The following is a 23,020-nucleotide window of genomic DNA, read 5'->3' on the forward strand; positions in this document are numbered from 1 at the left end:
CTTTTCGTTTAAACGTTGACGATTTTATTGATTTTGTTCAGTTTTCAATGTTCAATCGTGCTGTTCAACAGCAACTTTCATATTATATCTTTTGCCTTTTGTGTTGTCAACATTTTTTCAATGTTTTTTAACACCTCTGAGTCTTTCGCAGCGGCAAAATTTAATTTAACATGATTCGTTATAAAAGGTCAATTGTTTTTTCGTATTTTTTTATTTTTTATCCATATACTCTTAATAATCTTTCTAAATCGGGGGCTCCGACGATGATGCCATTTCTGTTCATACATGCTAAACAACTCAAATGGACGGCGCTTTTTCTTTGTATAGCCTGTCTTCTTTTATTTTCTTTGCAACCGAAAAATGAGCAGCCGGTTATTTCAATGAATGGAACGATGAAAGCCGTTTATGCCGGTCACGATGGCATTTCTTTAACAGTAAATGCAGATCATCCCGAAAAAAATGTAAGCAAATTAGTCAAGCTTCTTATTGAAAACGAATCAACCGCTTCCTTTTTTGTAACATCTTCCTGGCTTGAGCACCATCCGAAAACGGCAAAGCTGCTCGTTGACAGAGCATTTGATATAGGTGTCCTTTTAACTGACTCTTCAAGCGAGGATGTGATCATTCAAGAAATCTCTAAGGTAAAAAAAATTCTTTCTGCATATGGGAAGAAAGAAGTTATTTTCTTACGGGCTGCTGATGGTGAGGTACATGACAATATGTTAAAGGTTGCAGCCGCTCACGGGTTTTTGCCTGTCCAATGGGGTGTAGATCTGCGAAGCCGCTCTGCTTCAGCTTTTGTAAAAGAAGTGGAAAAAGGGGATATTGTTTTATTAAATCTTGATTCTGATCTGGATATTACCAAAAAAATGATTTCTATTTTGTCCGCTAAAGAGAGACTGATCAGCTTGTCTGAAATGGTCGGAGGAAATACGGATATCGAATATATTCCATGAAAAAAGTTTCAAAAGCCATTGATTAACGGGCTTTTGAAACTTTTTGATTGTATTTCGGCAATAATAACAGCTGAAATGCATTGCATGGTAACAGGGTGAAGAGCATTAAGTAAAGCCAGCTCTCTTCGTTCGCCTGCAAAACCGGCAGCCACTCAAGCGTCGTGACAACAATCATGAAGAAGAGCGCTGCAATAAAAACATTCTTGTTTTTTCCTTTCCCTTTCAGCCAGGCAACAGCCAGTCCGACTATGAGGAGGATCGCTGCAAGAATAAGATAGGAGCTGATGGCTTCCCCTTCACTGCTGAACGCTTTAAACCGGAAATAGACGAGATCAAACAGCACGACAACAATAAGGGCAATCTGAATAAAATTCCAATATGAGCGGAATAATCCGAGTCCAAATTGGTGAATGGTTAAATAGGCGAAGAAGCCCATCTGACTGATCACACTGAAAGTAAAACCGACACCGATAAGCCATGCGAGAACAGATAATACTTCACTCCATTCTCCGTTTGCAAAAAGAGGTGCGAACTCATTCCAGCGAATAATAAATCCAAGAACACCCGTCACCGCTCCGCCGATCAGCAATGTATGTGTAAAAAATCGTATCCAGTTTCGTATACCCACGCGAAAATCCTCCTGTACTTTCTTCTGATTCGATTGTAACAATACAGCTGTGAAAAAGAAAGGCAGCGAGCCGTGGACAATTTTTGTCTTTTCACAAAAAGAGCTTCCGGAAACAGTTCCGGAAGCGATCGATTATTTTGCCGAAGACAATTTTGCATCGAGCTTTTCTGCAATCTCTTGATAAATAGCGCCAAGCTGGTGATCTTCTGCGTAAACGGATGGAGCAAAGTCCGTTTCATCCCAGTCCGGCTGCTGAAGCGGAAGCCGCCCGAGTACCTCCGTGCGTAATTCGTCAGCGAGCTTATCCCCGCCGCCGCGGCCAAAAATATACTCTTTTTCACCGGTAGTTTTGCTTTCAAAGTAGGCCATGTTTTCAATGACACCGACCACTTCATGATCAGTCTGCAGTGCCATTGCGCCGGCACGGGCAGCAACAAATGCGGCCGTTGGATGCGGTGTTGAAACAATAACCTCTTTACAATGCGGCAGCATCGTATGCACGTCGAGAGCAACATCGCCGGTTCCAGGCGGCAAATCCAGCAGCAAATAATCCAGGTCGCCCCATTCTACTTCCGAAAAGAAGTTATTCAACATTTTGCCAAGCATCGGACCGCGCCAAATAACAGGGGCATTGTCATCAACGAAAAAGCCCATTGATATGACTTTCACACCAAAACGCTCAACGGGGCATATTTTTTCTCCGCGAACGACGGGGCGAGTCGTAATCCCCATCATATCCGGAACACTGAATCCGTAAATATCGGCATCCACGAGACCCACTTTTTTGCCAAGGCGGGCAAGCGAAATAGCTAAGTTAACGGATACCGTTGACTTGCCGACGCCGCCTTTTCCGCTGGCGATCGCCAAGAAAACAGTGTGACTGTCAGGTGACAGAAGACCTTCGTTTTTTTCGGCGGCATCCGCACCGCGGAATTGTGCGATTTTTTCGTCAGACAGTTCGGTAAAGCGAATACCAATTGTCTCCACACCCGCTTCTTTCAGCGTATTTACGATTCGCATTTGAAGCTGCAGCTGTTCAGGTGTACCTGTCTGCGCAATCGCGATCTTGATGCTTACATGATTTTTCTCTTCTTTGATTGAAATGTCTTCAATGCCGCCCGTTTCCGCAAGTGTTTTATGTAAAAAAGGGTCTTCAAGGGCTTTCACGATGTCGCGTACTTGCGATTCTGTGATCATTTGGGAGCACCATCCTTCATTTATAATCTTCACTTAATTCAGTATATCATAATCAAGTAAATGAAGAATGGAAAACGGTTACCGGCTTTTAAAATAGTGTAATATTCCGCGGGAAATAGAGGCGGCCGTTTTTTCCTGATACTCATCATCCATCAATAAGCGCCGCTCTTGCGGATTCGATAAAAAGCCAATTTCAACGAGTGCGCCGGGAACTTTTGCTTCTTTCAAAATATACACATGTCCAATCTCAGCCGGCTGACGGTCTGTGTTTTCGAGGTTATCGGTCAATTCACGCTGAATCGATTCTGCTATCTTTTTATTTTCAGGCACGTGAGCCGAGTAAAACGTCTGGGAGCCATGCCACCTTTCGGATGGGATCGCATTTAAATGAATGCTGATAAACATGTCCGCATTTGTGTCGTTGATCATCTCGCTTCTTTTCCGCAAATCCTCTGCTTTTCTCGTGCGGATTCTCCCCGTTTCATTACGGGCAAGATCCGTATCTTCCTCCCGCGTCATCAGAACGATTGCCCCTTGGCCGTTTAAATGCTCTCTCAATTTTTCAGATACGGACAGCGCAATATCTTTTTCCAGTGCTTCCTTGTCTCCCGCTCCCCCGTCGACTCCTCCATGCCCAGGATCAATTATGATCGTGACATCCGTAAGCGGCGGTCTCCACGAATTAAATACCGGCTTAATATCCTGATAAAAAAAGGCGGCGATGGCAATAAGACATACCACAACAGCAACCCGCTTCATATACAGTCCCCCTCGTTAAAACCAGTATATGAACATGCGTGTCTGCAAATGAAAAAAATCCTTTCCCCAAATTGGAGAAAGGATTTTTGATAACGAAAAATTAACGTTTTGAGAACTGCGGTGCACGACGAGCGCCTTTAAGACCGTATTTTTTACGCTCTTTCGCACGTGCATCACGAGTAAGGTAGCCGGCACGTTTAAGTGTCGGACGGAATTCCGGATCAGCTTGCAGAAGAGCGCGGGCGATACCGTGACGGATCGCTCCTGCTTGTCCTGTGTAGCCGCCTCCGTTTACATTTACATGTACATCGTAGCTGTTTACTGTTTCAGTCGCAACGAGCGGCTGTTTGATCACAGTGCGCAGCGCTTCAAATGGGATATAATCTTCAGCAGTACGGCCGTTGATTACGATGTTACCTTCGCCTGGTACTAAGCGTACGCGGGCTACTGAGCTTTTACGGCGTCCTGTGCCTAAGTATTGAACTTGTGACAATGTCATTTCCTCCTTTTAATTTTTATTATCCGCGAAGTTCGTAAACTTCCGGTTGTTGTGCTTCATGTTTATGTTCCGCTCCAGCGTAAACATGAAGTTTTCTGAACATTTGACGTCCTAAAGAACCTTTTGGAAGCATGCCTTTGATTGCAAGCTCAAGCATTCTTTCAGGGTTGTTCGCACGCATATCCTGTGCTGTGCGTGTTTTCAAACCGCCTGGATACATGCTGTGACGGTAGTAAATTTTCCCTTGAAGTTTGTTACCAGTCAATTCAATTTTAGAAGCGTTGATGATGATCACATTATCACCAGTGTCAACGTGCGGTGTAAAAGTTGGTTTATGTTTGCCGCGCAAAATAGATGCTACTTCGCTTGATAGACGGCCCAATGTTTTGCCTTCAGCATCGATAACGAACCATTTACGCTCGATTTCGCCTGCTTTAGCCATGTAAGTCGTACGCATTGTTTACCCTCCTGATTTGTTAATGTTTTTACGGTTCCATGTATTTATATCACGAATAAGTTTCCGGGGCTTATCGTGGGGTCAAATAACATACCATATGCTATAATATATCGTCTTCAATTCATTGTCAAGAAAAAATGCAACACTCGGTTTAGTTGCTATGATAAAACACTTGCCATAAATACAATCCGGCAGCAGGTGCCGTCTGTCCGGCGTGCCTGCGGCTGCGGTCCGCTAAAATTTTCGCCACCTCATCCGGCTCCATTCGGCCATTGCCGACCTTTATTAATGTCCCCATCATAATCCGCACCATATTATATAAAAATCCTGTTCCGGTAAAGCGCACTTCAAGATTATCTCCGTCTTCCATAAACGATATATTTGTGACAGTCCGTACTTTATTCTCTTTATCCGTCTTTGCCGAACAAAACGATGTAAAATCATGTTCACCCATTAAATGAACCGCCGCTGCTTTCATTCGCTCCACGTCCAGCGGGTACGGGTAATGATAGGCGTAGGATGTACGAAATGGATCGCGGTACGGCGTCCGGTATATACGGTAACGGTACTCTTTCCCCGTTACCGAATAACGCGCATGGAACGTATCCGGCACTGCCTCAGTCCGCTTTACAGAGACGTCGGACGGAAGTTCTCCGTTGAGCGCACGTGCCCACCTGTCAGCCGGCATATCGATTGGGGTATCAAAATGAACGATTTGTCCCATTGCGTGTACACCGGCGTCTGTACGGCCTGAGGCGTGCGTTTTAATCGGCATTTTTTTATGAATCTTCCAGAGTGCTTTCTCAAGCTCCTGCTGAACAGTACGGTCATTCAGCTGTGACTGGTAGCCGGAAAAGCGGGAACCGTCGTACATGAGCTCACATTTTATCCGTTTCAATTTGATCTCTCCTATTAACTTCTTAACATGAAAAGCGCTGCCGAAAGTGCACCTAGAAGCAGCATGGCCATCGTATCCCGCAGGCTCCAGTGCAGAAGGCGGTATTTCGTCCGTCCTTCACTCCCTTTATAGCCTCTTGCTTCCATGGCCACCGCCAGCTCCTCCGCCCGTTTAAACGCGCTCACAAACAGCGGGATTAAAAGAGGGATGACAGCTTTCACTCGGTCCGGAATCGAACCGCTCGAGAAATCAGCTCCCCGTGCCATCTGGGCCTTCATAATTTTATCTGTTTCATCCAGCAGTGTCGGAATAAAACGGAGTGAAATGGACATCATCAGCGCCAGCTCATGCACAGGCACCTTTATTTTCCTTAACGGTCCGAATAAGCTTTCAATCCCATCCGTTACGGAAATAGGCGGTGTTGTAAGTGTAAGGAGCGATGTAACGAAAATAAGCAGGAAAAAGCGGAGTGAAATAAAAACGCCTTTTATAACGCCGCCTTCATAAATCGTCAAAAAGCCTATTCGCGCAATCATGTCTCCTTCTTTCGTAAAAAAAACATGCAGCAGGAATGTAAACAATATGAGAATAAGCACCGGCTTTAACCCATTCACTAAAAATCGCAGTTTCACTTTTGACAGAAAGACAGCAAACAAAGTAAACGCTCCAAGAAGTGTGTACGTCACCGGGTTATTGGCTAAAAAAATGATCAAAACGAATATAAAAATAAAGAGCAGCTTCGCCCGCGGGTCCATCCCATGCACAACGGAATCAGCCGGCAAATAGCGGCCAATAATCAGTTTCTCCATCATGATTGTTCACCCCGCAGTCTTCCCACTTCAGCAGCGAGTTCTTCCGGCGTTAAACATACTTTGCCAAGCGGCCGGCCAAGACGCTGCTCAAACAGCCGCTGAAACCGGACTGTTTCCGGCACATCAAGGCCAACATCTGTTAAACTGCCCGCATCACTAAAAATATCCCGCGCCGCCCCGGTCCGGAACACTCGTCCTTTATGCATAATGACAATTGTATCCGCATACCGCGCCGCATCTTCCATGCTGTGCGTGACAAGCACACAAGTCATTCCGTTCTCCTTTTGCAGCTTTGCAAACATGTCCATCATATCTTGGCGGCCGCGTGGATCAAGTCCGGCTGTCGGCTCGTCCAGCACAAGTACATCCGGCTTCATTGCGAGGACACCTGCAATCGCCACACGTCTCATTTGTCCTCCGGATAAATCAAACGGTGATTTTCCGAGCACCTCTTCAGGCAGCCCGACAAGCTGGATCGCCGCCCGCGCCCGCTTCTTCGCATCTTCTTCCATTACGCCAAAATTCATTGGACCGAAGCAAATATCTTTTTCGACCGTTTCTTCAAAAAGCTGATGCTCCGGAAATTGAAACACGATCCCGACTCGCCGGCGGACGTCTTTTAAATTTTTTTCTTTCCGCCCTGACGAAACAGTCCGGTTTCCAATCTGGACTTCCCCTTTTAACGGCTTGAGGAGCACATTTAAATGCTGCAGAACAGTTGATTTTCCGGATCCGGTATGGCCGATAATGGCAACGTACTGGCCGGAAGGGATATCAAATGTCACATCCGCAATGGCCGAGCGTTCAAATGGTGTACCGGCCGCATAACGGTATTCTATTTCTCGAAGTTTAATGTCCATAATTCATTCACCAGCTCTTCTTCATTGAAATGACGCTGTGACAGCTTCAGGCCGGCATCCGCCAGCAGCTGACTCATTTGAACCGCAAACGGCACACCAAGGCCAAGCTGCACCAATTCCCGGTCCAGTTGAAAAATGTCTGCCGGCGTCCCTTCTATATACAGCCGTCCTTCATTCAACACGATCACACGGTCGGCTTTTGCCGCCTCTTCAAGATCATGTGTAATTGAAATAACCGTTAATCCTTCTTTTTCGTTCAATTCACGAACCGTATTCATGACTTCTTCCCGGCCAAGCGGATCAAGCATCGATGTCGCTTCATCCAGCAAAATGATGTCCGGGCGCAGGGCGATCACACCGGCAATTGCAACACGCTGCTTCTGTCCGCCGGAAAGATGGTGCGGCTCTTGATTCAGAAAAGCAGTCATGCCTACTTTTTCAAGAGAGGCGAAAACACGCTCCTGCATGACGCCATGTTCAACACCGTTATTTTCTAACCCAAAAGCCACATCATCCTGTACCGTTGTTCCAACAAATTGATTATCAGGATTTTGAAAGACCATTCCTAATTTTCCGCGTATGGACCATACATGTTCTTCAGTCAGTTTATACCCGCCGATTGAGACCGTCCCCTGTGACGGATAGTGAAGTCCATTTAACATTTTGGCCAATGTTGATTTACCGGAACCGTTATGACCGACAACCGCCAGCCACTCTCCCTTATATACATCAAATGACACCTCGCGCAGGGCAAACGTCTCCTGTTCCGGATATTGAAAAGAAACCCCTTTAATTGAAATGACTTTCTCGCTCATCCTCTATCCCCCTGTTTCTGCAAAAACAAAAAAAGCCCGCACCCCGCACCAAAGAATACAACATTCTTGCCGCTGCCTGCGGTCGGGTTGAGGGGTGCATGAGCTAGACGGGACGCACGTTGGAGCTAGTGGTACGCCCATCGTAACGCTCTAAGCTTGTTAATCGAAAAGCGCAAGGCAGCCGCTCAAGCCCGGCAGACATAAGACGAATCGGGCATTGAACAAAGGCGAAAATCGCAGATTCCTGCTGCAACGCCTTTGTGACCCATATCGTGTGGGCCTCCGAGGGACTGGGTGCCTGAAGCTGGACATTGTCCAAAAACTTGCACTTTTTAAAAGGATAAAAAAAAGGCAAAACAAAGCAAAGGTTTTGTTTTGTTCTGCCCATTTCGCGGTCTTATTGGCTATTAAACAAGCTCAATAATCACCATTGGTGCGCCATCGCCGCGGCGTGGACCGACTTTCATAATGCGTGTGTAGCCACCTTGACGCTCTGTGTAGCGCGGTGCCACATCATCAAATAATTTTTGTAGAGCGTACACTGGCTGCTCTTTCGTTTTGCCGTTTTTCTCTACTTCAACAGTAGAAGCGACTTCGTGACGAAGGAATGCAGCAGCCTGACGGCGGGCATGCAAATCACCACGTTTACCGAGTGTAATCATTTTTTCTACAACTGAGCGCAATTCTTTCGCGCGTGCTTCAGTCGTTTCGATGCGTTCACTGATGATAAGATCCGTTGTAAGATCACGCAGCATCGCTTTGCGCTGAGCGCTTGTACGTCCTAGCTTTCTGTAAGCCATGAAGATACCCTCCTTTATAGATGTCGTTGATTTAAATCAATCTTCTTTTCGTAAGCCGAGACCAAGCTCGTCCAATTTCGCTTTTACTTCTTCAAGAGATTTACGGCCAAGGTTACGGACTTTCATCATGTCATCCTCGCTCTTGTTCGCAAGTTCTTGAACTGTATTAATGCCGGCGCGTTTCAGGCAGTTGTAAGAACGGACGGAAAGATCAAGTTCTTCGATCGTCATCTCAAGCACTTTTTCTTTCTGGTCTTCTTCTTTTTCAACCATGATTTCCGCATGCTGTGCTTCATCGGTTAATCCTACGAAAATGTTAAGATGTTCAGTTAAAATTTTCGCCCCTAAAGAAATGGCTTCTTTCGGTCCGATGCTGCCATCTGTCCATACGTCCAGTGACAATTTATCAAAGTTTGAAAGCTGTCCAACGCGCGTATTTTCCACTTGGAAATTCACGCGGGAAACAGGTGTATAGATGGAGTCGATCGCAATGACGCCGATTGGATGATCTTCTTTTTTATTGTGATCAGCCCGGTTGTACCCTCTACCGCGTTGTGCCGTCAAACGCATACGGAAATTAGCATTTTCACCTAATGTCGCAATATGCAGATCCGGATTTAAAATTTCCACATCGCTGTCATGAGTAATGTCGGCAGCCGTTACGGTTCCTTGACCCTGTACATCGATTTCAAGCGTTTTTTCCTCATCGGAATAAATCTTCAACGCCAGCTTTTTGATATTCAAAATGATCGATGTTACATCTTCTACGACGCCTTCAATTGTTGAGAATTCGTGCAGCACTCCATCAATATGGATGGCCGTAACCGCAGCACCAGGGAGTGAGGATAATAAAATACGACGCAAGGAGTTACCTAGAGTTGTACCGTATCCGCGCTCAAGTGGCTCCACGACGAACTTTCCAAATGTAGCATCATCGCTGATCTCAACCGTTTCAATTTTTGGCTTTTCAATTTCGATCATTCCATTTTCCCTCCTTCAATACGTCGAAACTTCGGCGAGCCGAAATTCCCCATGTTTACCATTCCCGATTTTACAAAACAAGTGGTCAATTCCTGAATCAAAACAGTCAATTTTCCATTATAACCGGAATAGTTATCCTTTATTCAGGAAGATTAAACACGGCGACGTTTTGGAGGACGGCAGCCATTATGAGGAACTGGTGTCACGTCTTTAATAGCCGTAACTTCTAGTCCTGCTGCTTGAAGAGCACGAATTGCTGCTTCACGACCTGAACCAGGGCCTTTTACTGTTACTTCAAGTGTTTTCATACCATGTTCGATTGATGCTTTTGCAGCTGTTTCAGCAGCCATTTGAGCAGCAAACGGAGTAGATTTACGTGATCCTCTAAAACCTAGAGCACCTGCACTTGACCATGATAGAGCGTTACCGTGAACGTCTGTAATTGTGACGATTGTGTTGTTGAATGTTGAGCGGATGTGTGCAATACCAGATTCAATATTCTTTTTCACACGACGCTTGCGAGATTGTTGTTTACGAGCCATGTCTTGTTTCTGCCTCCTTTACCGATTATTTTTTCTTGTTAGCTACAGTTTTACGCGGGCCTTTGCGAGTACGCGCGTTGTTTTTTGTATTTTGTCCACGTACTGGAAGTCCGCGGCGATGACGGATACCACGGAATGAACCGATTTCCATCAAACGTTTAATGTTAAGAGATACTTCACGGCGAAGGTCACCCTCCACTTTCAAGCGGTCAACGATGTCACGGATTTTGTTCAATTCATCTTCCGTCAAATCACGAACGCGCGTATCTTCAGACACACCTGCTTCAGCAAGAATTTGCTCAGCTGTCGGTCTGCCAATACCAAAAATATAAGTTAATGAGATAACTACACGCTTATCGCGTGGAATATCAACACCTGCTACACGTGCCATAAAATGTGCACCTCCCTTTAAAATTAGCCTTGTTTTTGTTTATGCTTAGGGTTTTCACAAATAACCATAACTTTGCCGCGTCTGCGAATAACTTTACATTTCTCACAGATTGGCTTTACTGATGGTCTTACTTTCATTTCTCCAACCTCCTTAATAGTCCGGAGCGCCATATATGTTTATTTGTAACGGTACGTGATCCGTCCGCGTGTTAAATCATAAGGTGAAAGTTCTACTGTTACTTTATCGCCAGGCAGGATTCGGATAAAGTGCATACGAATTTTGCCTGAAACATGCGCTAAAATAGTATGCCCATTTTCCAATTCTACCTTAAACATGGCGTTTGGCAAAGTTTCAGTGACTGTACCTTCAATTTCAATTACATCGTCTTTCGCCATTTTTTCATCTCCCTTCACTTTTCATGCCGATTGGCTTTTGCCATCAAGCTTTCGTTAAAATATCAAAGCCTGTTTCGGTTATCGCAATTGTATGTTCAAAATGAGCACACATTTTTCCATCCTGCGTAATGACAGTCCAATTATCCTCAAGTGTCTTTACGTAACGACGACCGGCATTGACCATCGGTTCGATCGCGAGCACCATTCCGGGTTGCAGCACTGGACCTTTTCCCGGCGGACCGTAATGAGGAATTTGTGGAGCCTCATGAAGGTTCTGCCCGACACCATGGCCAACATACTCACGAACGATTGAAAAGCCATTCGATTCCACATACGTTTGAATTGCATGGGAGATGTTTGAAAGACGTTCACCCGGTTTCGCTTCATTGAGCCCGATGTAAAGCGATTCCTCTGTTACTTCGAGAAGCTTCTCCGTCTCAGGTGCAATCCGGCCGACAGCATATGTCCAGGCCGAGTCGCCATGATAACCCTTATAGTACGCACCGATATCAACGCTGATGATGTCACCTTCTTCTAAACGACGGTCACCTGGAATTCCATGCACAAGCTCTTCGTTAACCGAAGCGCAAATGCTGCCTGGAAAGCCGTTGTATCCTTTAAAAGAAGGAGTTGCGCCAAATCGTCTAATGCACGCTTCAGCGATTTCATCAAGCTCCATCGTACTCACGCCGGGGGAGATATGGTTTTGCAATTCCTGGTGTGTAAGCGCAACAATACGCCCCGCTTCTTTCATAATCTCCAGTTCTCGAGGGGTTTTACAAATGATCATTATTTACGTAGGCCTTCAAGAAGCCAATCAATATCTTCAAATACGACATTGATGTCCTGTTGACCGTTAATGTTTTTCAAATACCCTTTTTCGTTATAAAAAGCAAGCAATGGTTCCGTCTGCTTTAAGTTAACGTCAAGGCGGTTTTGAACCGTTTCCGCATTGTCATCTGCACGTTGATAAAGCTCACCGCCGCAGCGATCGCACTTATCTTCCTGAGATGGCGGATTGAATTCAAGATGATACGTCGCACCGCAGCTTTTGCAAATGCGGCGGCCTGTTAAGCGTGCCATTAAGATGTCTTTATCAACATCAACGTTAATGACATAATCAATTTGACGATTCAGGTTTGCCAGAATGTCCTCAAGCGCTTCTGCCTGTGCAACTGTACGCGGAAATCCATCAAGAAGAAATCCTTGTGCGCAGTCAGACTGCGATAGGCGTTCGTGCACAATTCCGATCGTTACTTCGTCCGGAACGAGCTCCCCTTTATCCATAAACGATTTTGCTTTTAGGCCAAGTTCCGTTTCATCTTTCATTGCAGCACGGAACATGTCACCGGTTGAAATGTGCGGAACACCGTACTTTTCAACAATTTTCTCTGCCTGAGTCCCTTTGCCGGCACCAGGCAATCCCATTAACACGAGATTCATTGAAATACCCCCTCAGTCTGATTAGAGTGAAGCCACGCCTCACCGCGCTTACTTCATAAAGCCTTTATAATGACGCTTTACAAGTTGTGCTTCCAGCTGCTTCATTGTTTCAAGTGCCACACCGACGACGATGAGTAAACCTGTACCGCCGATTTGCGCCGCTGGTGGAAGACCCGCGAATTGAATGAAGAAAACAGGCAGCACAGCAACGACTGATAGGAAAATTGCACCGACGAATGTCAGACGGTAAAGCACGTTTGTCAAATAATCCTGTGTGTTCTTCCCGGGACGAATACCCGGAATATATCCACCCTGCTTTTTCAAGTTGTCAGCAACTTGTTCAGGGTTTACTTGAATGAAAGCATAGAAATACGTAAATGCGACAATCAATGCGACATAGATCGCCATACCGATTGGCTGCGTATAATCAAAGATATTTTGAATTTTATTCGTGATATCATTTGAACCAAAAAACGAACCAATTGTTTGTGGCGTGATCAAAAATGAAATCGCAAAGATGACCGGGATTACTCCCGCAGCATTTACTTTCAACGGAAGATGAGTTGACTGGCCGCCAACCGGTGCCATGCCACCACTTGCTCCAACGCGTTTCGCATATTGAATCGGAATTTTCCGCAAAGCCTGCTGGAAGAAAATAACCCCTACAACAATAGCCAGTACAGCAAGCAAGATCAAAACAAGAACAACAATGCGGAGGAAGAGCTGATCGCCTGCTCCTTCGATTTGCTGTGCATAGATTTGATTTACCGCTCCTGGAATCGCCGCAACAATCCCGGCAAAAATGATGATCGAGATTCCGTTGCCGACTCCTTTAGCCGTGATCTGCTCACCAAGCCACATAAGGAAAGCCGTACCTGCCGTCAGCACAAGGGCAATTAACAAGTATCCGGCAAAGCTGTTGTTTTCGACAAGCATGCCGCCATACAAACGGTTAAATCCGTATGACATACCAAGACCTTGAATAAAGCCGAGCACAATTGTGAAATAGCGTGTAAACTGTGTCAGTTTACGCCGCCCGACATCACCTTGCTTCGACCATTCCGTGAACTTGGGCACGACATCCATTTGCAATAGCTGCACGATGATGGACGCTGTAATATACGGCATGATTCCCATTGCAAGGATCGAGAAGTTTTGAAGAGCTCCTCCGCCGAACGTATTAAGAAATCCAATTAGACCGGCCTGTTCCTGCATGCGGAGAACATCCGCATTAACATAAGGAACAGGAATGAATGTACCGATACGGAACACGATTAACATAAGAAGGGTGAATATAATCTTTTTTCTTATATCACCCACGCGCATAAAATTGGAGATTGTGCGAAACATCAGATCACCTCAGTCTTACCGCCGGCCGCTTCAATTGCTTCTTTTGCAGCAGCAGAGAATTTGTGAGCTTTAACAGTAAGCTTTTTCTCTACATTGCCGTTCGCAAGAATTTTGATTCCTGCTTTTTCGCTTTTCACGATGCCGTTTTCGATAAGAAGTTCAGGCGTAACTTCTGTGCCTTCTTCGAAACGATTCAACGTATCAACATTCACGACCGCATACTCTTTACGATTTATGTTCGTAAAGCCGCGTTTTGGAAGACGACGGAATAAAGGAGTCTGTCCGCCTTCAAAACCCGGACGTACACCGCCGCCGGAACGTGCGTTTTGACCTTTATGACCTTTACCGGACGTTTTTCCGTTACCGGAACCAGTTCCGCGTCCAACACGGTTGCGTTCTTTGCGGGAACCTTCAGCTGGTTTCAATTCATGAAGTTTCATGCTTGTGCACCTCCTTGTTCTATAAAATATAATTATTTTTCTGTAACAGTCACAAGATGAGACACTTTATTGACCATGCCGCGAATTGCAGGGTTGTCATTTTGCTCAACCGTTTGGTGCATTTTGCGAAGACCAAGTGCCTTAACAGTTTCGCGCTGATCCTTCGTACGTCCGATCAGGCTGCGAGTGAGGGTAATTTGTAATTTTTCAGCCATTATGATTCCCTCCTTATCCTAACAGTTCTTCTACAGACTTGCCGCGAAGCTTTGCAACTTCTTCAGCTGTTTTCAGTTCTTTCAATCCTTCGATTGTAGCACGAACCATGTTGATCGGCGTGTTTGAACCAAGTGATTTGGAGAGAATGTCACCAACACCAGCAAGTTCAAGTACCGCACGGACAGGTCCGCCTGCGATGACTCCAGTACCTTCAGAAGCAGGTTTTAATAAAACTTCTCCCGCACCGAAATGACCGATAACCTGGTGAGGCAATGTTGTGCCAACCATCGGTACAAATACAAGATTTTTCTTCGCATCTTCAATCGCTTTGCGAATAGCATCTGGAACCTCTTGCGCTTTACCAGTTCCAAAGCCGACATTACCATTTTTATCGCCAACGACAACGAGTGCAGTAAAGCGGAAACGGCGTCCGCCTTTCACAACTTTCGCCACACGGTTGACCGTTACTACGCGTTCTTCAAGTTCGAGTTTGTTTGGATCAATGCGACGCATTAAATGTGTCCCTCCTTTTATTAGAATTCAAGGCCATTTTCACGAGCAGCGTCAGCCAAAGCTTTAACGCGGCCATGATAAAGGTAGCCCCCACGGTCGAATACAACAGAAGCGACACCTTTTTCAGTTGCGCGTTTAGCGAGCAATTCGCCAACTTTCGCAGCAGCTTCCTGGTTGCCTGTTGATTCAAGACCGAAATCTTTTTCAATAGTTGAAGCACTTGCAAGTGTAACACCCTTTACATCATCAATCAATTGAGCGTAAAGATGCTTGTTAGAACGGAATACGTTTAAGCGTGGACGCGCCTCTGTACCAGCAATTTTCGCACGTACACGAGCGTGGCGTCTTTTACGCGTTTTATTTTTATCAGGTTTTGTAATCATCCCGAGGTCACTCCTTTCTATTGCCTACGCGGCATTATTTACCTGTTTTACCTTCTTTGCGGCGTACTTGTTCGCCTTCATAGCGAATACCTTTGCCTTTGTAAGGCTCAGGAGGACGAACTTGGCGGATGTTAGCAGCAATTGCACCAACGCGCTCTTTGTCGATCCCTTTAATGCTGATTTTTGTATTAGCAGGTACATCGATTTCGATGCCTTTTTCAGCTTCGAATTCCACAGGATGAGAGTAACCTACGTTCAAAACAAGTTTCGCACCTTGTTTTTGAGCACGGTAACCGACACCAACCAACTCAAGGTTACGTTCGAATCCTTTTGATACGCCCTCTACCATATTAGCAAGAAGCGCACGAGTTGTTCCGTGGATTGTACGGTGTTCTTTTGACTCTGAAGGACGTACGACAGTTACTGTGCTGCCTTCCACTTCAATCGTCAAATCTTTGTTAAACTGACGAGTCAATTCTCCTTTAGGACCTTTGACAGTCACTTCATTGTTATTGTTTGTAATCGTAACGCCTTCTGGAAGCTCGATTACTTTTTTACCTACGCGTGACATAGTTTCGCACCTCCATTCTTTAAAAGATTATTACCAAACGTAAGCGAGTACTTCGCCGCCTACTTGTTTAGCGCGGGCTTCTTTATCTGTTACTACACCAGTAGATGTAGATAGAATCGCAATACCAAGTCCGTTAAGTACACGTGGTACTTCGTCAGCTTTCGCATAAACGCGAAGGCCTGGTTTAGAAATACGCTTCAAGCCAGTGATTACACGCTCGTTGCCGCTGTATTTCAAGAAAATACGGATAACACCTTGTTTGTCGTCTTCGATGAATTCAACGTCACGGATAAAACCTTCACGTTTAAGAATTTCAGCGATTTCACGTTTAATTTTGGAAGCAGGCACTTCCAGTTTTTCGTGACGAACCATATTCGCATTACGGATGCGAGTCAGCAAGTCAGCAATTGGATCTGTCATAACCATTTGTTTTTACCTCCTTCCGGAATCAGTGTATTACCAGCTGGCTTTTTTAACGCCAGGAATTTGACCTTTATAAGCTAGTTCACGGAAACAAATACGGCAAAGTTTAAATTTGCGGTATACAGAGTGTGGACGTCCGCAGCGTTCGCAGCGTGTGTACTCTTGCACTTTAAACTTCTGTGTGCGTTTTTGTTTCGCAATCATTGATTTTTTAGCCACGTTTTCGCCTCCCTTATATAGCGATTACTTTTGGAACGGCATTCCAATTTGTGTTAACAATTCACGAGCTTCTTCGTCCGTGTTGGCAGTAGTGACGATAACGATGTCCATGCCGCGTACTTTTGATACTTTATCGTAATCAATCTCAGGGAAGATTAACTGTTCTTTAACACCTAACGTGTAGTTGCCGCGGCCGTCAAACGCTTTTTTAGAAACGCCGCGGAAGTCGCGCACACGTGGAAGTGAAACAGAAACAAGTTTATCAAGGAATTCGTACATGCGCTCGCCGCGAAGAGTTACTTTCGCACCGATTGGCATACCTTCACGAAGACGGAATCCTGCGATTGAGTTTTTCGCACGAGTGACCATTGGCTTTTGACCAGTGATTTGCTGCAATTCTTCAACAGCCGTGTCCAATACTTTTGCGTTTTGAACAGCTTCACCGACACCCATGTTCACGACGATTTTTTCAATTTTAGGCACTTGCATAACTGACGTATAGTTGAACTTGCTCACAAGAGCAGGTGTGATTTCTTTTTGATATTTTTCTTTAAGGCGGTTCACTTAGAATACCTCCCTTCTTGAACTTTTTATTTATCTAGAGTTTCACCGGATTTTTTAGCTACGCGGACTTTTTTGCCGTCCACTTCTTTGTAACCTACACGAGTAGGTTCATTTGTTTTCGGATCCAACAGCATTACATTGGATACGTGAATAGCTGCCTCCTGGCTGAGGATGCCGCCTTGCGGATTCAATTGTGAAGGTTTCGCGTGTTTTTTCACGATGTTGACACCTTCAACAAGTACACGGTCTTTTTTAGGGAAAGCTGCAAGAACAACGCCTGTTTTGCCTTTATCTTTTCCTGTGATGACCATGACTTTATCGCCTTTTTTCACGTGCATGTTGCGCACCTCCTTGATTGGCCTTTTATTTATTCAGTTCAATTAGATTACTTCCGGAGCAAGGGAAACAATCTTCATGAAATTGCTGTCGCGAAGTTCGCGGGCAACCGGGCCGAAAATACGTGTGCCACGTGGGCTCTTGTCGTCACGAATGATAACGCACGCGTTTTCGTCGAAGCGGATGTAGGAACCGTCATTACGGCGAACGCCGCGTTTCGTACGAACGATAACCGCTTTTACCACTTCACCTTTTTTGACAACGCCACCTGGTGTTGCTTGTTTTACTGTACATACGATTACATCACCGACGTTAGCTGTTTTACGGCCTGAACCACCGAGGACTTTGATCGTTAATACTTCACGTGCACCAGAGTTGTCAGCTACTTTTAAACGTGATTCTTGCTGGATCATTTAGGTTACCTCCTTTCGGACTTTAACATCTATCCGAACATAAATTAGATGATGACTGCTTTTTCCACTACTTCTAGAAGGCGGAAACGTTTTGTTGCAGAAAGCGGGCGAGTTTCCATGATGCGTACTACGTCACCGATTTTTGCTTCGTTGTTCTCATCATGAGCTTTAAACTTTTTCGAGTACTTTACGCGTTTGCCATAAAGTTTGTGTGTTTTGTATGTTTCAACAAGAACCGTTACTGTTTTATCCATTTTGTCGGATACAACGCGGCCTGTGTAAACTTTGCGCTGATTGCGTTCGCTCATCGTGCAAACCTCCTTTCAATTATCGATTATCAATTTCCCGTTGATGAATCACGGTTTTCATGCGGGCGATTGCTTTACGTACTTCACGAATACGAGCAGTATTCTCAAGCTGTCCCGTCGCCAATTGAAAGCGAAGGTTGAAAAGTTCTTCTTTGAGCGACTTTACTTGTTGTTCAATTTCAGCAGTGGTAAGTTCACGGATTTCATTAGCTTTCATTTGATTCACCACCAATTTCTTCACGTTTTACGATTTTGCATTTCACTGGCAGCTTGTGAGATGCCAGACGAAGTGCTTCACGTGCTACTTCTTCAGAAACACCGGCAATTTCAAACATGATCTTGCCTGGTTTAACAACCGCTACCCAGCCTTCAGGAGCACCTTTACCAGAACCCATCCGTACTTCAAGAGGTTTTTTCGTGTATGGTTTGTGCGGGAAAATTTTAATCCAAACTTTACCGCCACGTTTCATGTAACGAGTCATCGCAATACGGGCAGATTCGATTTGGCGGTTAGTGATCCATGAAGCTTCAACAGCTTGAAGACCGTATTCACCAAATGCTACTTCTGTTCCGCCTTTCGCTTGACCGCGCATTTTGCCGCGGTGTACACGACGGTATTTAACGCGTTTTGGCAACAACATATTATTTGCCTCCTTCCTGAGTTTTCTTCTTCGCAGGAAGAACCTCTCCACGGTAGATCCATACTTTTACGCCAAGTTTGCCGTAAGTTGTGTCTGCTTCAACATGTGCATAGTCGATGTCAGCACGAAGAGTATGAAGTGGAACTGTTCCTTCACTGTAATGTTCGGCACGGGCAATATCTGCTCCGCCAAGGCGTCCTGAAACCTGTGTTTTAATTCCTTTTGCACCAGAACGGATTGTCCGTTGGATAGCCTGCTTTTGAGCACGGCGGAATGATACACGGTTTTCAAGTTGACGAGCGATGTTTTCCGCAACAAGTTTAGCATCAAGGTCAGCACGTTTCACTTCAACGATGTTAATGTGAACACGTTTGCCTGTCAATTCATTTAAAGCTTTGCGAAGTGCTTCTACTTCAGAACCACCTTTACCGATAACCATACCGGGTTTAGCAGTGTGAACTGTGATGTTCACGCGATTCGCAGCACGTTCGATTTCAACACGGGATAAAGAAGCATCTTTAAGACGTTCTTCAATGTAGCCGCGCACTTTCAAATCTTCATGTAGAAGATCAGCGTAGTCTTTTTCGGCGTACCATTTTGAATCCCAGTCGCGAATGATCCCGACGCGCAGTCCATGAGGATGTACTTTTTGACCCACGAATTATCCCTCCTTCTTTTCTGCCACGACGATTGTGATGTGGCTAGTGCGTTTGTTAATTGCGCTTGCACGTCCCATTGCACGTGGACGGAAACGTTTCAATGTTGGTCCTTCGTTAACGTAAGCTTGCGTTACAACGAGGTTGTTTACATCAAGATCATAGTTGTGCTCTGCATTTGCAATCGCAGAGTTCAAAAGTTTTTCGATTACAGGAGATGCTGTTTTTGGCGTGTGTTTTAAAATCGCCACTGCTTCTCCAACTTGCTTGCCTCGAATCAAGTCAATAACTAGACGTGCTTTACGAGGAGCAATGCGGACTGTTCTTAAGACAGCTTTAGCTTCCATTGAAATATCCTCCTCTCAATTAGCGTCTTGTTTTCTTATCGTCTGCAACGTGTCCTTTGTACGTACGCGTTGGAGCGAATTCACCAAGTTTATGTCCAACCATATCTTCAGTTACGTAAACAGGTACGTGTTTGCGACCATCGTAAACTGCGATTGTGTGTCCGATGAATTGCGGGAAAATTGTAGAACGGCGTGACCAAGTTTTGATAACTTGTTTCTTTTCAGTTTCGTTCAATTTTTCAACTTTATTGAATAAATGATCATCAACAAAAGGTCCTTTTTTCAAGCTGCGGCCCATTTGTGTACCTCCCTTCGTGATTGATCTACGGTTCGCACTTGGAACCGTAGGACAATTACGTTATTTTTTACGGCGACGAACGATAAATTTATCGGATTTGTTTGTTTTCTTACGTGTTTTATAGCCAAGAGCTGGTTTGCCCCAAGGTGTAACAGGACCTTTACGTCCGATTGGCGCGCGTCCTTCACCACCACCATGTGGATGGTCGTTCGGGTTCATAACAGAACCGCGTACTGTAGGTTTTTTACCTAACCAGCGGGAACGGCCTGCTTTACCGATGTTAACAAGTTCATGCTGCTCATTACCAACTTGGCCGATTGTTGCACGGCATGTAGCAAGAATCATGCGTACTTCGCCAGAGTTCAAGCGAACAAGAACATATTTACCTTCTTTACCAAGCACTTGAGCTGAAGTACCTGCAGAACGAACTAATTGTCCGCCTTTGCCTGGTTTCAATTCAATGTTGTGGATTACTGTACCAACCGGAATATTAGCAAGTGGAAGTGCATTTCCTACTTTAATATCCGCTTCTGGTCCAGACATAATTTCTGTTCCAACTTGGATGTTCTTTGGAGCTAAGATGTAACGTTTTTCTCCGTCAACGTAGTTCACGAGTGCGATGTTAGCCGAGCGGTTCGGATCGTATTCGATTGTAGCAACGCGGCCTGGAATGCCGTCTTTGTCACGTTTAAAATCGATGATACGGTATTGACGCTTGTGACCGCCGCCTTTATGACGAACTGTGATTTTACCTTGGTTGTTACGGCCGCCTTTCTTTTTCAAAGGCTCAAGCAATGATTTCTCAGGTGTGCTTGTTGTAATCTCAGCAAAGTCAAGAGATGTCATATTACGACGACCATTTGTGGTCGGTTTGTACTTTTTAATCGCCATTTCGTGTCCCTCCTCTTCTATTTTATGTGTTTATTAAGCTTCGAAAAGTTCGATTTCTTTGCTGTCTTGCGTTAATGTTACGATTGCTTTGCGGCGTTTGTTTGTATAGCCGACATGGCGTCCCATACGCTTGAATTTACCTTTGTAGTTCATGACGTTTACGTTTTTTACTTTAACGCCGAAGATCTCTTCAACAGCCGTCTTCACTTGCGTTTTGTTTGCGCGTACGTCCACTTCAAAAGTGTATTTTTTCTCAGCCATTACAGCCATGGATTGTTCAGTAATAACGGGGCGCTTAATCACATCGCGTGCATCCATTATGCAAGCACCTCCTCTACTTTTTCAACCGCTGCTTTTGTCATGATAAGCTTATCGTGTCCAAGCAGATCAAGGACGTTGATGCCTGCAGCTTCAACCACTGTTACTCCAGGGATGTTGCGAGCTGACAATGCAACGAATTCGTTTACTGTATCTGTTACGATCAATGCTTTTGAGTCAACAGACAAGTTTTTCAAGACGTTTACAAATTCTTTTGTTTTTGGTGCATCAAACGATAAAGCTTCCAAAACAAGAATGTTTTGCTCTTTTACTTTTGATGACAAAACAGATTTCAATGCAAGACGACGTACTTTCTTCGGCAGTTTGTAGCTATAGCTGCGTGGTGTTGGTCCGAATACAGTACCACCGCCGCGCCATTGTGGAGAGCGGATAGAACCTTGACGCGCGCGTCCAGTTCCTTTTTGACGCCATGGTTTACGGCCGCCGCCGCTCACTTCCGAACGGTTTTTTACTTTATGATTACCTTGGCGCAAAGAAGCGCGCTGCATAACCACTGCTTCAAATACTACATGTTCGTTTGGTTCGATTCCGAATACCGCATCGTTTAGTTCGATATCGCCGACTTCAGAACCCGTTTGGTTTAATACTTTAACTTTAGCCATTTCTGTTTCCTCCTTTCCCAGAAAAGTTGATTAGTTTGCTTTAACCGCAGATTTCACCTGAATCAAGGCTTTTTTAGAACCTGGAACGTTTCCTTTGATAAGAAGAACGTTGCGCTCAGCGTCTACTTTCACCACTTGCAGGTTTTGTACTGTCACTTGCTCTCCGCCCATACGGCCAGGGAGAAGTTTGTTTTTAAATACACGGTTTGGCGCTACAGGACCCATTGAGCCCGGACGACGATGGTAGCGGGAACCATGAGACATAGGGCCGCGGCTTTGTCCGTGACGCTTAATAGCACCTTGGAAGCCTTTCCCTTTGGAAATTCCTGTTACGTCGACGATGTCGCCTTCTGCAAAAATATCAACTTTGACTTCTTGACCAATTTCAAGATCGCTGTCGATGTTACGGAACTCACGAATGAAGCGCTTAGGTGCGATGCCTTCGCCTGCTTTCTTTATGTGTCCAAGTGATGGTTTGTTCGCAAGCTTTTCGCGCTTGTCTTCAAAACCTAGTTGAACCGCTGAGTAGCCGTCGCTTTCGACTGTTTTCTTTTGAAGTACAACGTTTGGTGCAGCTTCGATTACAGTTACCGGGATAAGGTCGCCGTTTTCAGCAAACACTTGCGTCATACCGATTTTTCTTCCTAAGATTCCTTTGGTCATGAGTCACACCTCCTGATTAATTGTTAGTTTTATTTATTAAAGTTTAATTTCGATGTCAACGCCTGATGGCAAGTCTAAACGCATCAATGAATCAACTGTTTTTGGAGTCGGGTTCACGATATCGATTAAACGTTTATGAGTACGCATTTCGAACTGCTCACGAGAATCTTTGTACTTATGAACTGCACGAAGAATTGTGTAAACAGATTTCTCAGTCGGAAGCGGAATCGGACCAGATACACTTGCACCTGAACGTTTAGCCGTTTCAACGATTTTCTCAGCTGATTGATCAAGAATACGATGATCATATGCTTTCAAACGAATACGAATTTTTTGTTTTGCCATTATTTTCCCTCCTTTATCGCCTATTTAGCTAATAGACATACTCCGCGAAAATTTTACCTGACATCACCG

At 45.0% G+C, this 23,020-nt stretch carries 40 protein-coding genes; 1 reads left to right on the forward strand and 39 read right to left on the reverse strand.

What is annotated here, in order from left to right; translation table 11 throughout:
- Positions 1–263: 263 nt before the first annotated feature.
- Entirely contained in the window at positions 264–956 is a 693-nt protein-coding gene (locus BTO30_RS06015; RefSeq protein WP_075397826.1) for a polysaccharide deacetylase family protein, read from the forward strand.
- Between the two features lie 22 nt (positions 957–978).
- Here BTO30_RS06015 and BTO30_RS06020 read toward each other — a convergent pair whose 3' ends face one another.
- The 39 genes from BTO30_RS06020 to rpsJ all read right to left on the reverse strand — a co-directional run bounded on the left by BTO30_RS06020 (position 979) and on the right by rpsJ (position 22,951).
- On the reverse strand, positions 979–1,584 hold the full coding sequence (locus BTO30_RS06020) for a KinB-signaling pathway activation protein (RefSeq protein ID WP_075397827.1): 606 nt from the start codon (positions 1,582–1,584) through the stop codon (positions 979–981).
- A 132-nt stretch (positions 1,585–1,716) separates the two neighbouring features.
- Positions 1,717–2,781, reverse strand: a complete 1,065-nt coding sequence (locus tag BTO30_RS06025) for a P-loop NTPase (RefSeq protein ID WP_075397828.1) — start codon at positions 2,779–2,781, stop codon at positions 1,717–1,719.
- Positions 2,782–2,859: 78 nt separating this feature from the next.
- On the reverse strand, positions 2,860–3,540 hold the full coding sequence (gene cwlD / locus BTO30_RS06030; RefSeq protein WP_075397829.1) for an N-acetylmuramoyl-L-alanine amidase CwlD: 681 nt from the start codon (positions 3,538–3,540) through the stop codon (positions 2,860–2,862).
- A gap of 100 nt (positions 3,541–3,640) precedes the next feature.
- A complete protein-coding gene (gene rpsI / locus BTO30_RS06035) occupies positions 3,641–4,033 on the reverse strand; it encodes a 30S ribosomal protein S9 (RefSeq protein WP_075397830.1) in 393 nt (130 codons plus the stop codon).
- A 25-nt stretch (positions 4,034–4,058) separates the two neighbouring features.
- Positions 4,059–4,496, reverse strand: coding sequence for a 50S ribosomal protein L13 (gene rplM, locus BTO30_RS06040; RefSeq protein ID WP_075397831.1), 438 nt, complete (start codon positions 4,494–4,496; stop codon positions 4,059–4,061).
- 151 nt (positions 4,497–4,647) lie between these two features.
- Positions 4,648–5,394: a tRNA pseudouridine(38-40) synthase TruA gene (truA, locus tag BTO30_RS06045; protein WP_075397832.1), complete on the reverse strand. Its 747-nt coding sequence runs from the start codon at positions 5,392–5,394 to the stop codon at positions 4,648–4,650.
- 14 nt (positions 5,395–5,408) lie between these two features.
- Positions 5,409–6,206, reverse strand: coding sequence for an energy-coupling factor transporter transmembrane component T family protein (locus BTO30_RS06050; protein WP_075397833.1), 798 nt, complete (start codon positions 6,204–6,206; stop codon positions 5,409–5,411).
- Complete coding sequence (locus BTO30_RS06055; RefSeq protein ID WP_075397834.1) at positions 6,203–7,066, reverse strand: energy-coupling factor ABC transporter ATP-binding protein; 864 nt, start codon at positions 7,064–7,066, stop codon at positions 6,203–6,205. The genes BTO30_RS06050 and BTO30_RS06055 overlap by 4 nt, the downstream gene beginning before the upstream one ends.
- A complete protein-coding gene (locus BTO30_RS06060; RefSeq protein WP_075397835.1) occupies positions 7,042–7,881 on the reverse strand; it encodes an energy-coupling factor ABC transporter ATP-binding protein in 840 nt (279 codons plus the stop codon). Before BTO30_RS06060 ends, BTO30_RS06055 begins: the two co-directional genes overlap by 25 nt.
- A gap of 407 nt (positions 7,882–8,288) precedes the next feature.
- Positions 8,289–8,681 carry a 50S ribosomal protein L17 gene (gene rplQ, locus BTO30_RS06065; protein WP_075397836.1) on the reverse strand — a complete coding sequence of 131 codons (393 nt, stop codon included), beginning with the start codon at positions 8,679–8,681 and terminating at the stop codon, positions 8,289–8,291.
- Between the two features lie 36 nt (positions 8,682–8,717).
- Entirely contained in the window at positions 8,718–9,662 is a 945-nt protein-coding gene (locus tag BTO30_RS06070) for a DNA-directed RNA polymerase subunit alpha (protein ID WP_075397837.1), read from the reverse strand.
- 152 nt (positions 9,663–9,814) lie between these two features.
- Positions 9,815–10,204 carry a 30S ribosomal protein S11 gene (rpsK, locus tag BTO30_RS06075; RefSeq protein WP_075397838.1) on the reverse strand — a complete coding sequence of 130 codons (390 nt, stop codon included), beginning with the start codon at positions 10,202–10,204 and terminating at the stop codon, positions 9,815–9,817.
- A gap of 25 nt (positions 10,205–10,229) precedes the next feature.
- On the reverse strand, positions 10,230–10,595 hold the full coding sequence (gene rpsM, locus BTO30_RS06080) for a 30S ribosomal protein S13 (RefSeq protein WP_075397839.1): 366 nt from the start codon (positions 10,593–10,595) through the stop codon (positions 10,230–10,232).
- 23 nt (positions 10,596–10,618) lie between these two features.
- Positions 10,619–10,732 (reverse strand): 50S ribosomal protein L36, encoded by a 114-nt coding sequence (gene rpmJ / locus BTO30_RS06085; protein WP_000868344.1) that lies wholly within the window; start codon positions 10,730–10,732, stop codon positions 10,619–10,621.
- A 39-nt stretch (positions 10,733–10,771) separates the two neighbouring features.
- On the reverse strand, positions 10,772–10,990 hold the full coding sequence (infA, locus tag BTO30_RS06090; RefSeq protein WP_018395177.1) for a translation initiation factor IF-1: 219 nt from the start codon (positions 10,988–10,990) through the stop codon (positions 10,772–10,774).
- A 43-nt stretch (positions 10,991–11,033) separates the two neighbouring features.
- Complete coding sequence (map, locus tag BTO30_RS06095) at positions 11,034–11,780, reverse strand: type I methionyl aminopeptidase (protein WP_075397840.1); 747 nt, start codon at positions 11,778–11,780, stop codon at positions 11,034–11,036.
- The gene (locus BTO30_RS06100; RefSeq protein ID WP_075397841.1) at positions 11,780–12,433 is read right to left on the reverse strand and encodes an adenylate kinase; all 654 of its coding nucleotides are present in this window, start codon (positions 12,431–12,433) and stop codon (positions 11,780–11,782) included. Before BTO30_RS06100 ends, map begins: the two co-directional genes overlap by 1 nt.
- A 48-nt stretch (positions 12,434–12,481) precedes the next feature.
- On the reverse strand, positions 12,482–13,783 hold the full coding sequence (gene secY, locus BTO30_RS06105) for a preprotein translocase subunit SecY (RefSeq protein ID WP_075397842.1): 1,302 nt from the start codon (positions 13,781–13,783) through the stop codon (positions 12,482–12,484).
- On the reverse strand, positions 13,783–14,223 hold the full coding sequence (rplO, locus tag BTO30_RS06110; RefSeq protein ID WP_075397843.1) for a 50S ribosomal protein L15: 441 nt from the start codon (positions 14,221–14,223) through the stop codon (positions 13,783–13,785). Before rplO ends, secY begins: the two co-directional genes overlap by 1 nt.
- Before the next feature lie 32 nt (positions 14,224–14,255).
- On the reverse strand, positions 14,256–14,438 hold the full coding sequence (gene rpmD, locus BTO30_RS06115; RefSeq protein ID WP_075397844.1) for a 50S ribosomal protein L30: 183 nt from the start codon (positions 14,436–14,438) through the stop codon (positions 14,256–14,258).
- A 13-nt stretch (positions 14,439–14,451) separates the two neighbouring features.
- Entirely contained in the window at positions 14,452–14,952 is a 501-nt protein-coding gene (rpsE, locus tag BTO30_RS06120; protein WP_075397845.1) for a 30S ribosomal protein S5, read from the reverse strand.
- A gap of 20 nt (positions 14,953–14,972) precedes the next feature.
- On the reverse strand, positions 14,973–15,335 hold the full coding sequence (rplR, locus tag BTO30_RS06125) for a 50S ribosomal protein L18 (RefSeq protein ID WP_075397846.1): 363 nt from the start codon (positions 15,333–15,335) through the stop codon (positions 14,973–14,975).
- Positions 15,336–15,369: 34 nt separating this feature from the next.
- Positions 15,370–15,906: a 50S ribosomal protein L6 gene (rplF, locus tag BTO30_RS06130; protein ID WP_075397847.1), complete on the reverse strand. Its 537-nt coding sequence runs from the start codon at positions 15,904–15,906 to the stop codon at positions 15,370–15,372.
- A gap of 30 nt (positions 15,907–15,936) precedes the next feature.
- The gene (gene rpsH, locus BTO30_RS06135) at positions 15,937–16,332 is read right to left on the reverse strand and encodes a 30S ribosomal protein S8 (protein ID WP_075397848.1); all 396 of its coding nucleotides are present in this window, start codon (positions 16,330–16,332) and stop codon (positions 15,937–15,939) included.
- Between the two features lie 30 nt (positions 16,333–16,362).
- Positions 16,363–16,548, reverse strand: coding sequence for a 30S ribosomal protein S14 (gene rpsN, locus BTO30_RS06140; RefSeq protein ID WP_046176559.1), 186 nt, complete (start codon positions 16,546–16,548; stop codon positions 16,363–16,365).
- A gap of 24 nt (positions 16,549–16,572) precedes the next feature.
- Entirely contained in the window at positions 16,573–17,112 is a 540-nt protein-coding gene (gene rplE / locus BTO30_RS06145; protein WP_075397849.1) for a 50S ribosomal protein L5, read from the reverse strand.
- A gap of 26 nt (positions 17,113–17,138) precedes the next feature.
- Positions 17,139–17,450, reverse strand: coding sequence for a 50S ribosomal protein L24 (gene rplX, locus BTO30_RS06150; RefSeq protein WP_075397850.1), 312 nt, complete (start codon positions 17,448–17,450; stop codon positions 17,139–17,141).
- 42 nt (positions 17,451–17,492) lie between these two features.
- Complete coding sequence (gene rplN / locus BTO30_RS06155) at positions 17,493–17,861, reverse strand: 50S ribosomal protein L14 (RefSeq protein ID WP_018395165.1); 369 nt, start codon at positions 17,859–17,861, stop codon at positions 17,493–17,495.
- 44 nt (positions 17,862–17,905) lie between these two features.
- Entirely contained in the window at positions 17,906–18,169 is a 264-nt protein-coding gene (gene rpsQ / locus BTO30_RS06160; protein WP_050182390.1) for a 30S ribosomal protein S17, read from the reverse strand.
- A gap of 19 nt (positions 18,170–18,188) precedes the next feature.
- A complete protein-coding gene (rpmC, locus tag BTO30_RS06165) occupies positions 18,189–18,386 on the reverse strand; it encodes a 50S ribosomal protein L29 (protein WP_075397851.1) in 198 nt (65 codons plus the stop codon).
- Entirely contained in the window at positions 18,376–18,810 is a 435-nt protein-coding gene (rplP, locus tag BTO30_RS06170) for a 50S ribosomal protein L16 (protein WP_075397852.1), read from the reverse strand. The genes rpmC and rplP overlap by 11 nt, the downstream gene beginning before the upstream one ends.
- A 1-nt stretch (position 18,811) precedes the next feature.
- Positions 18,812–19,468: a 30S ribosomal protein S3 gene (gene rpsC / locus BTO30_RS06175; RefSeq protein WP_075397853.1), complete on the reverse strand. Its 657-nt coding sequence runs from the start codon at positions 19,466–19,468 to the stop codon at positions 18,812–18,814.
- 3 nt (positions 19,469–19,471) lie between these two features.
- Positions 19,472–19,813 carry a 50S ribosomal protein L22 gene (gene rplV / locus BTO30_RS06180; RefSeq protein WP_075397854.1) on the reverse strand — a complete coding sequence of 114 codons (342 nt, stop codon included), beginning with the start codon at positions 19,811–19,813 and terminating at the stop codon, positions 19,472–19,474.
- Between the two features lie 19 nt (positions 19,814–19,832).
- Positions 19,833–20,111 carry a 30S ribosomal protein S19 gene (rpsS, locus tag BTO30_RS06185; protein WP_075397855.1) on the reverse strand — a complete coding sequence of 93 codons (279 nt, stop codon included), beginning with the start codon at positions 20,109–20,111 and terminating at the stop codon, positions 19,833–19,835.
- A gap of 60 nt (positions 20,112–20,171) precedes the next feature.
- Positions 20,172–21,002, reverse strand: coding sequence for a 50S ribosomal protein L2 (gene rplB / locus BTO30_RS06190; protein WP_075397856.1), 831 nt, complete (start codon positions 21,000–21,002; stop codon positions 20,172–20,174).
- A 33-nt stretch (positions 21,003–21,035) separates the two neighbouring features.
- Positions 21,036–21,320, reverse strand: a complete 285-nt coding sequence (rplW, locus tag BTO30_RS06195; protein WP_075397857.1) for a 50S ribosomal protein L23 — start codon at positions 21,318–21,320, stop codon at positions 21,036–21,038.
- Positions 21,320–21,943 (reverse strand): 50S ribosomal protein L4, encoded by a 624-nt coding sequence (gene rplD / locus BTO30_RS06200; protein WP_075397858.1) that lies wholly within the window; start codon positions 21,941–21,943, stop codon positions 21,320–21,322. Before rplD ends, rplW begins: the two co-directional genes overlap by 1 nt.
- Positions 21,944–21,973: 30 nt before the next feature.
- Positions 21,974–22,606 (reverse strand): 50S ribosomal protein L3, encoded by a 633-nt coding sequence (gene rplC, locus BTO30_RS06205; RefSeq protein ID WP_075397859.1) that lies wholly within the window; start codon positions 22,604–22,606, stop codon positions 21,974–21,976.
- A 36-nt stretch (positions 22,607–22,642) separates the two neighbouring features.
- Complete coding sequence (rpsJ, locus tag BTO30_RS06210) at positions 22,643–22,951, reverse strand: 30S ribosomal protein S10 (protein ID WP_083632321.1); 309 nt, start codon at positions 22,949–22,951, stop codon at positions 22,643–22,645.
- Positions 22,952–23,020: the final 69 nt, after the last annotated feature.

The organism is Domibacillus antri (assembly GCF_001936625.1).
Classification (GTDB): domain Bacteria; phylum Bacillota; class Bacilli; order Bacillales; family Domibacillaceae; genus Domibacillus; species Domibacillus antri.

Bases quoted from the DNA above. Each gene is read 5' to 3' on its own strand.
- rplO (WP_075397843.1), bottom strand. From the start codon at position 14,223: ATGAAACTTCATGAATTGAAACCAGCTGAAGGTTCCCGCAAAGAACGC.
- rplN (WP_018395165.1), bottom strand. From the start codon at position 17,861: ATGATCCAGCAAGAATCACGTTTAAAAGTAGCTGACAACTCTGGTGCA.
- rplX (WP_075397850.1), bottom strand. From the start codon at position 17,450: ATGCACGTGAAAAAAGGCGATAAAGTCATGGTCATCACAGGAAAAGAT.
- BTO30_RS06100 (WP_075397841.1), bottom strand. From the start codon at position 12,433: ATGAATCTCGTGTTAATGGGATTGCCTGGTGCCGGCAAAGGGACTCAG.
- BTO30_RS06025 (WP_075397828.1), bottom strand. From the start codon at position 2,781: ATGATCACAGAATCGCAAGTACGCGACATCGTGAAAGCCCTTGAAGAC.
- rpsE (WP_075397845.1), bottom strand. From the start codon at position 14,952: ATGCGTCGCATTGATCCAAACAAACTCGAACTTGAAGAACGCGTAGTA.
- rpmD (WP_075397844.1), bottom strand. From the start codon at position 14,438: ATGGCTGAAAAATTACAAATTACCCTCACTCGCAGCCTGATCGGACGT.
- rplV (WP_075397854.1), bottom strand. From the start codon at position 19,813: ATGGAAGCTAAAGCTGTCTTAAGAACAGTCCGCATTGCTCCTCGTAAA.
- secY (WP_075397842.1), bottom strand. From the start codon at position 13,783: ATGTTTCGCACAATCTCCAATTTTATGCGCGTGGGTGATATAAGAAAA.
- rpsM (WP_075397839.1), bottom strand. From the start codon at position 10,595: ATGGCACGTGTAGCAGGTGTTGATATTCCACGCGATAAGCGTGTAGTT.
- rpsQ (WP_050182390.1), bottom strand. From the start codon at position 18,169: ATGAGCGAACGCAATCAGCGCAAAGTTTACACAGGCCGCGTTGTATCC.
- rpsJ (WP_083632321.1), bottom strand. From the start codon at position 22,951: ATGGCAAAACAAAAAATTCGTATTCGTTTGAAAGCATATGATCATCGT.
- cwlD (WP_075397829.1), bottom strand. From the start codon at position 3,540: ATGAAGCGGGTTGCTGTTGTGGTATGTCTTATTGCCATCGCCGCCTTT.
- rpsH (WP_075397848.1), bottom strand. From the start codon at position 16,332: ATGGTTATGACAGATCCAATTGCTGACTTGCTGACTCGCATCCGTAAT.
- rplW (WP_075397857.1), bottom strand. From the start codon at position 21,320: ATGGATGCACGCGATGTGATTAAGCGCCCCGTTATTACTGAACAATCC.
- rplB (WP_075397856.1), bottom strand. From the start codon at position 21,002: ATGGCGATTAAAAAGTACAAACCGACCACAAATGGTCGTCGTAATATG.
- rplR (WP_075397846.1), bottom strand. From the start codon at position 15,335: ATGATTACAAAACCTGATAAAAATAAAACGCGTAAAAGACGCCACGCT.
- rplP (WP_075397852.1), bottom strand. From the start codon at position 18,810: ATGTTGTTGCCAAAACGCGTTAAATACCGTCGTGTACACCGCGGCAAA.
- BTO30_RS06055 (WP_075397834.1), bottom strand. From the start codon at position 7,066: ATGGACATTAAACTTCGAGAAATAGAATACCGTTATGCGGCCGGTACA.
- rplD (WP_075397858.1), bottom strand. From the start codon at position 21,943: ATGGCTAAAGTTAAAGTATTAAACCAAACGGGTTCTGAAGTCGGCGAT.
- rplC (WP_075397859.1), bottom strand. From the start codon at position 22,606: ATGACCAAAGGAATCTTAGGAAGAAAAATCGGTATGACGCAAGTGTTT.
- BTO30_RS06015 (WP_075397826.1), top strand. From the start codon at position 264: ATGATGCCATTTCTGTTCATACATGCTAAACAACTCAAATGGACGGCG.
- map (WP_075397840.1), bottom strand. From the start codon at position 11,780: ATGATCATTTGTAAAACCCCTCGAGAACTGGAGATTATGAAAGAAGCG.
- rplF (WP_075397847.1), bottom strand. From the start codon at position 15,906: ATGTCACGCGTAGGTAAAAAAGTAATCGAGCTTCCAGAAGGCGTTACG.
- BTO30_RS06050 (WP_075397833.1), bottom strand. From the start codon at position 6,206: ATGATGGAGAAACTGATTATTGGCCGCTATTTGCCGGCTGATTCCGTT.
- infA (WP_018395177.1), bottom strand. From the start codon at position 10,990: ATGGCGAAAGACGATGTAATTGAAATTGAAGGTACAGTCACTGAAACT.
- BTO30_RS06060 (WP_075397835.1), bottom strand. From the start codon at position 7,881: ATGAGCGAGAAAGTCATTTCAATTAAAGGGGTTTCTTTTCAATATCCG.
- rplQ (WP_075397836.1), bottom strand. From the start codon at position 8,681: ATGGCTTACAGAAAGCTAGGACGTACAAGCGCTCAGCGCAAAGCGATG.
- rpmC (WP_075397851.1), bottom strand. From the start codon at position 18,386: ATGAAAGCTAATGAAATCCGTGAACTTACCACTGCTGAAATTGAACAA.
- rplM (WP_075397831.1), bottom strand. From the start codon at position 4,496: ATGCGTACGACTTACATGGCTAAAGCAGGCGAAATCGAGCGTAAATGG.
- BTO30_RS06070 (WP_075397837.1), bottom strand. From the start codon at position 9,662: ATGATCGAAATTGAAAAGCCAAAAATTGAAACGGTTGAGATCAGCGAT.
- rpsK (WP_075397838.1), bottom strand. From the start codon at position 10,204: ATGGCTCGTAAACAACAATCTCGCAAGCGTCGTGTGAAAAAGAATATT.
- rpsS (WP_075397855.1), bottom strand. From the start codon at position 20,111: ATGGGCCGCAGCTTGAAAAAAGGACCTTTTGTTGATGATCATTTATTC.
- rpmJ (WP_000868344.1), bottom strand. From the start codon at position 10,732: ATGAAAGTAAGACCATCAGTAAAGCCAATCTGTGAGAAATGTAAAGTT.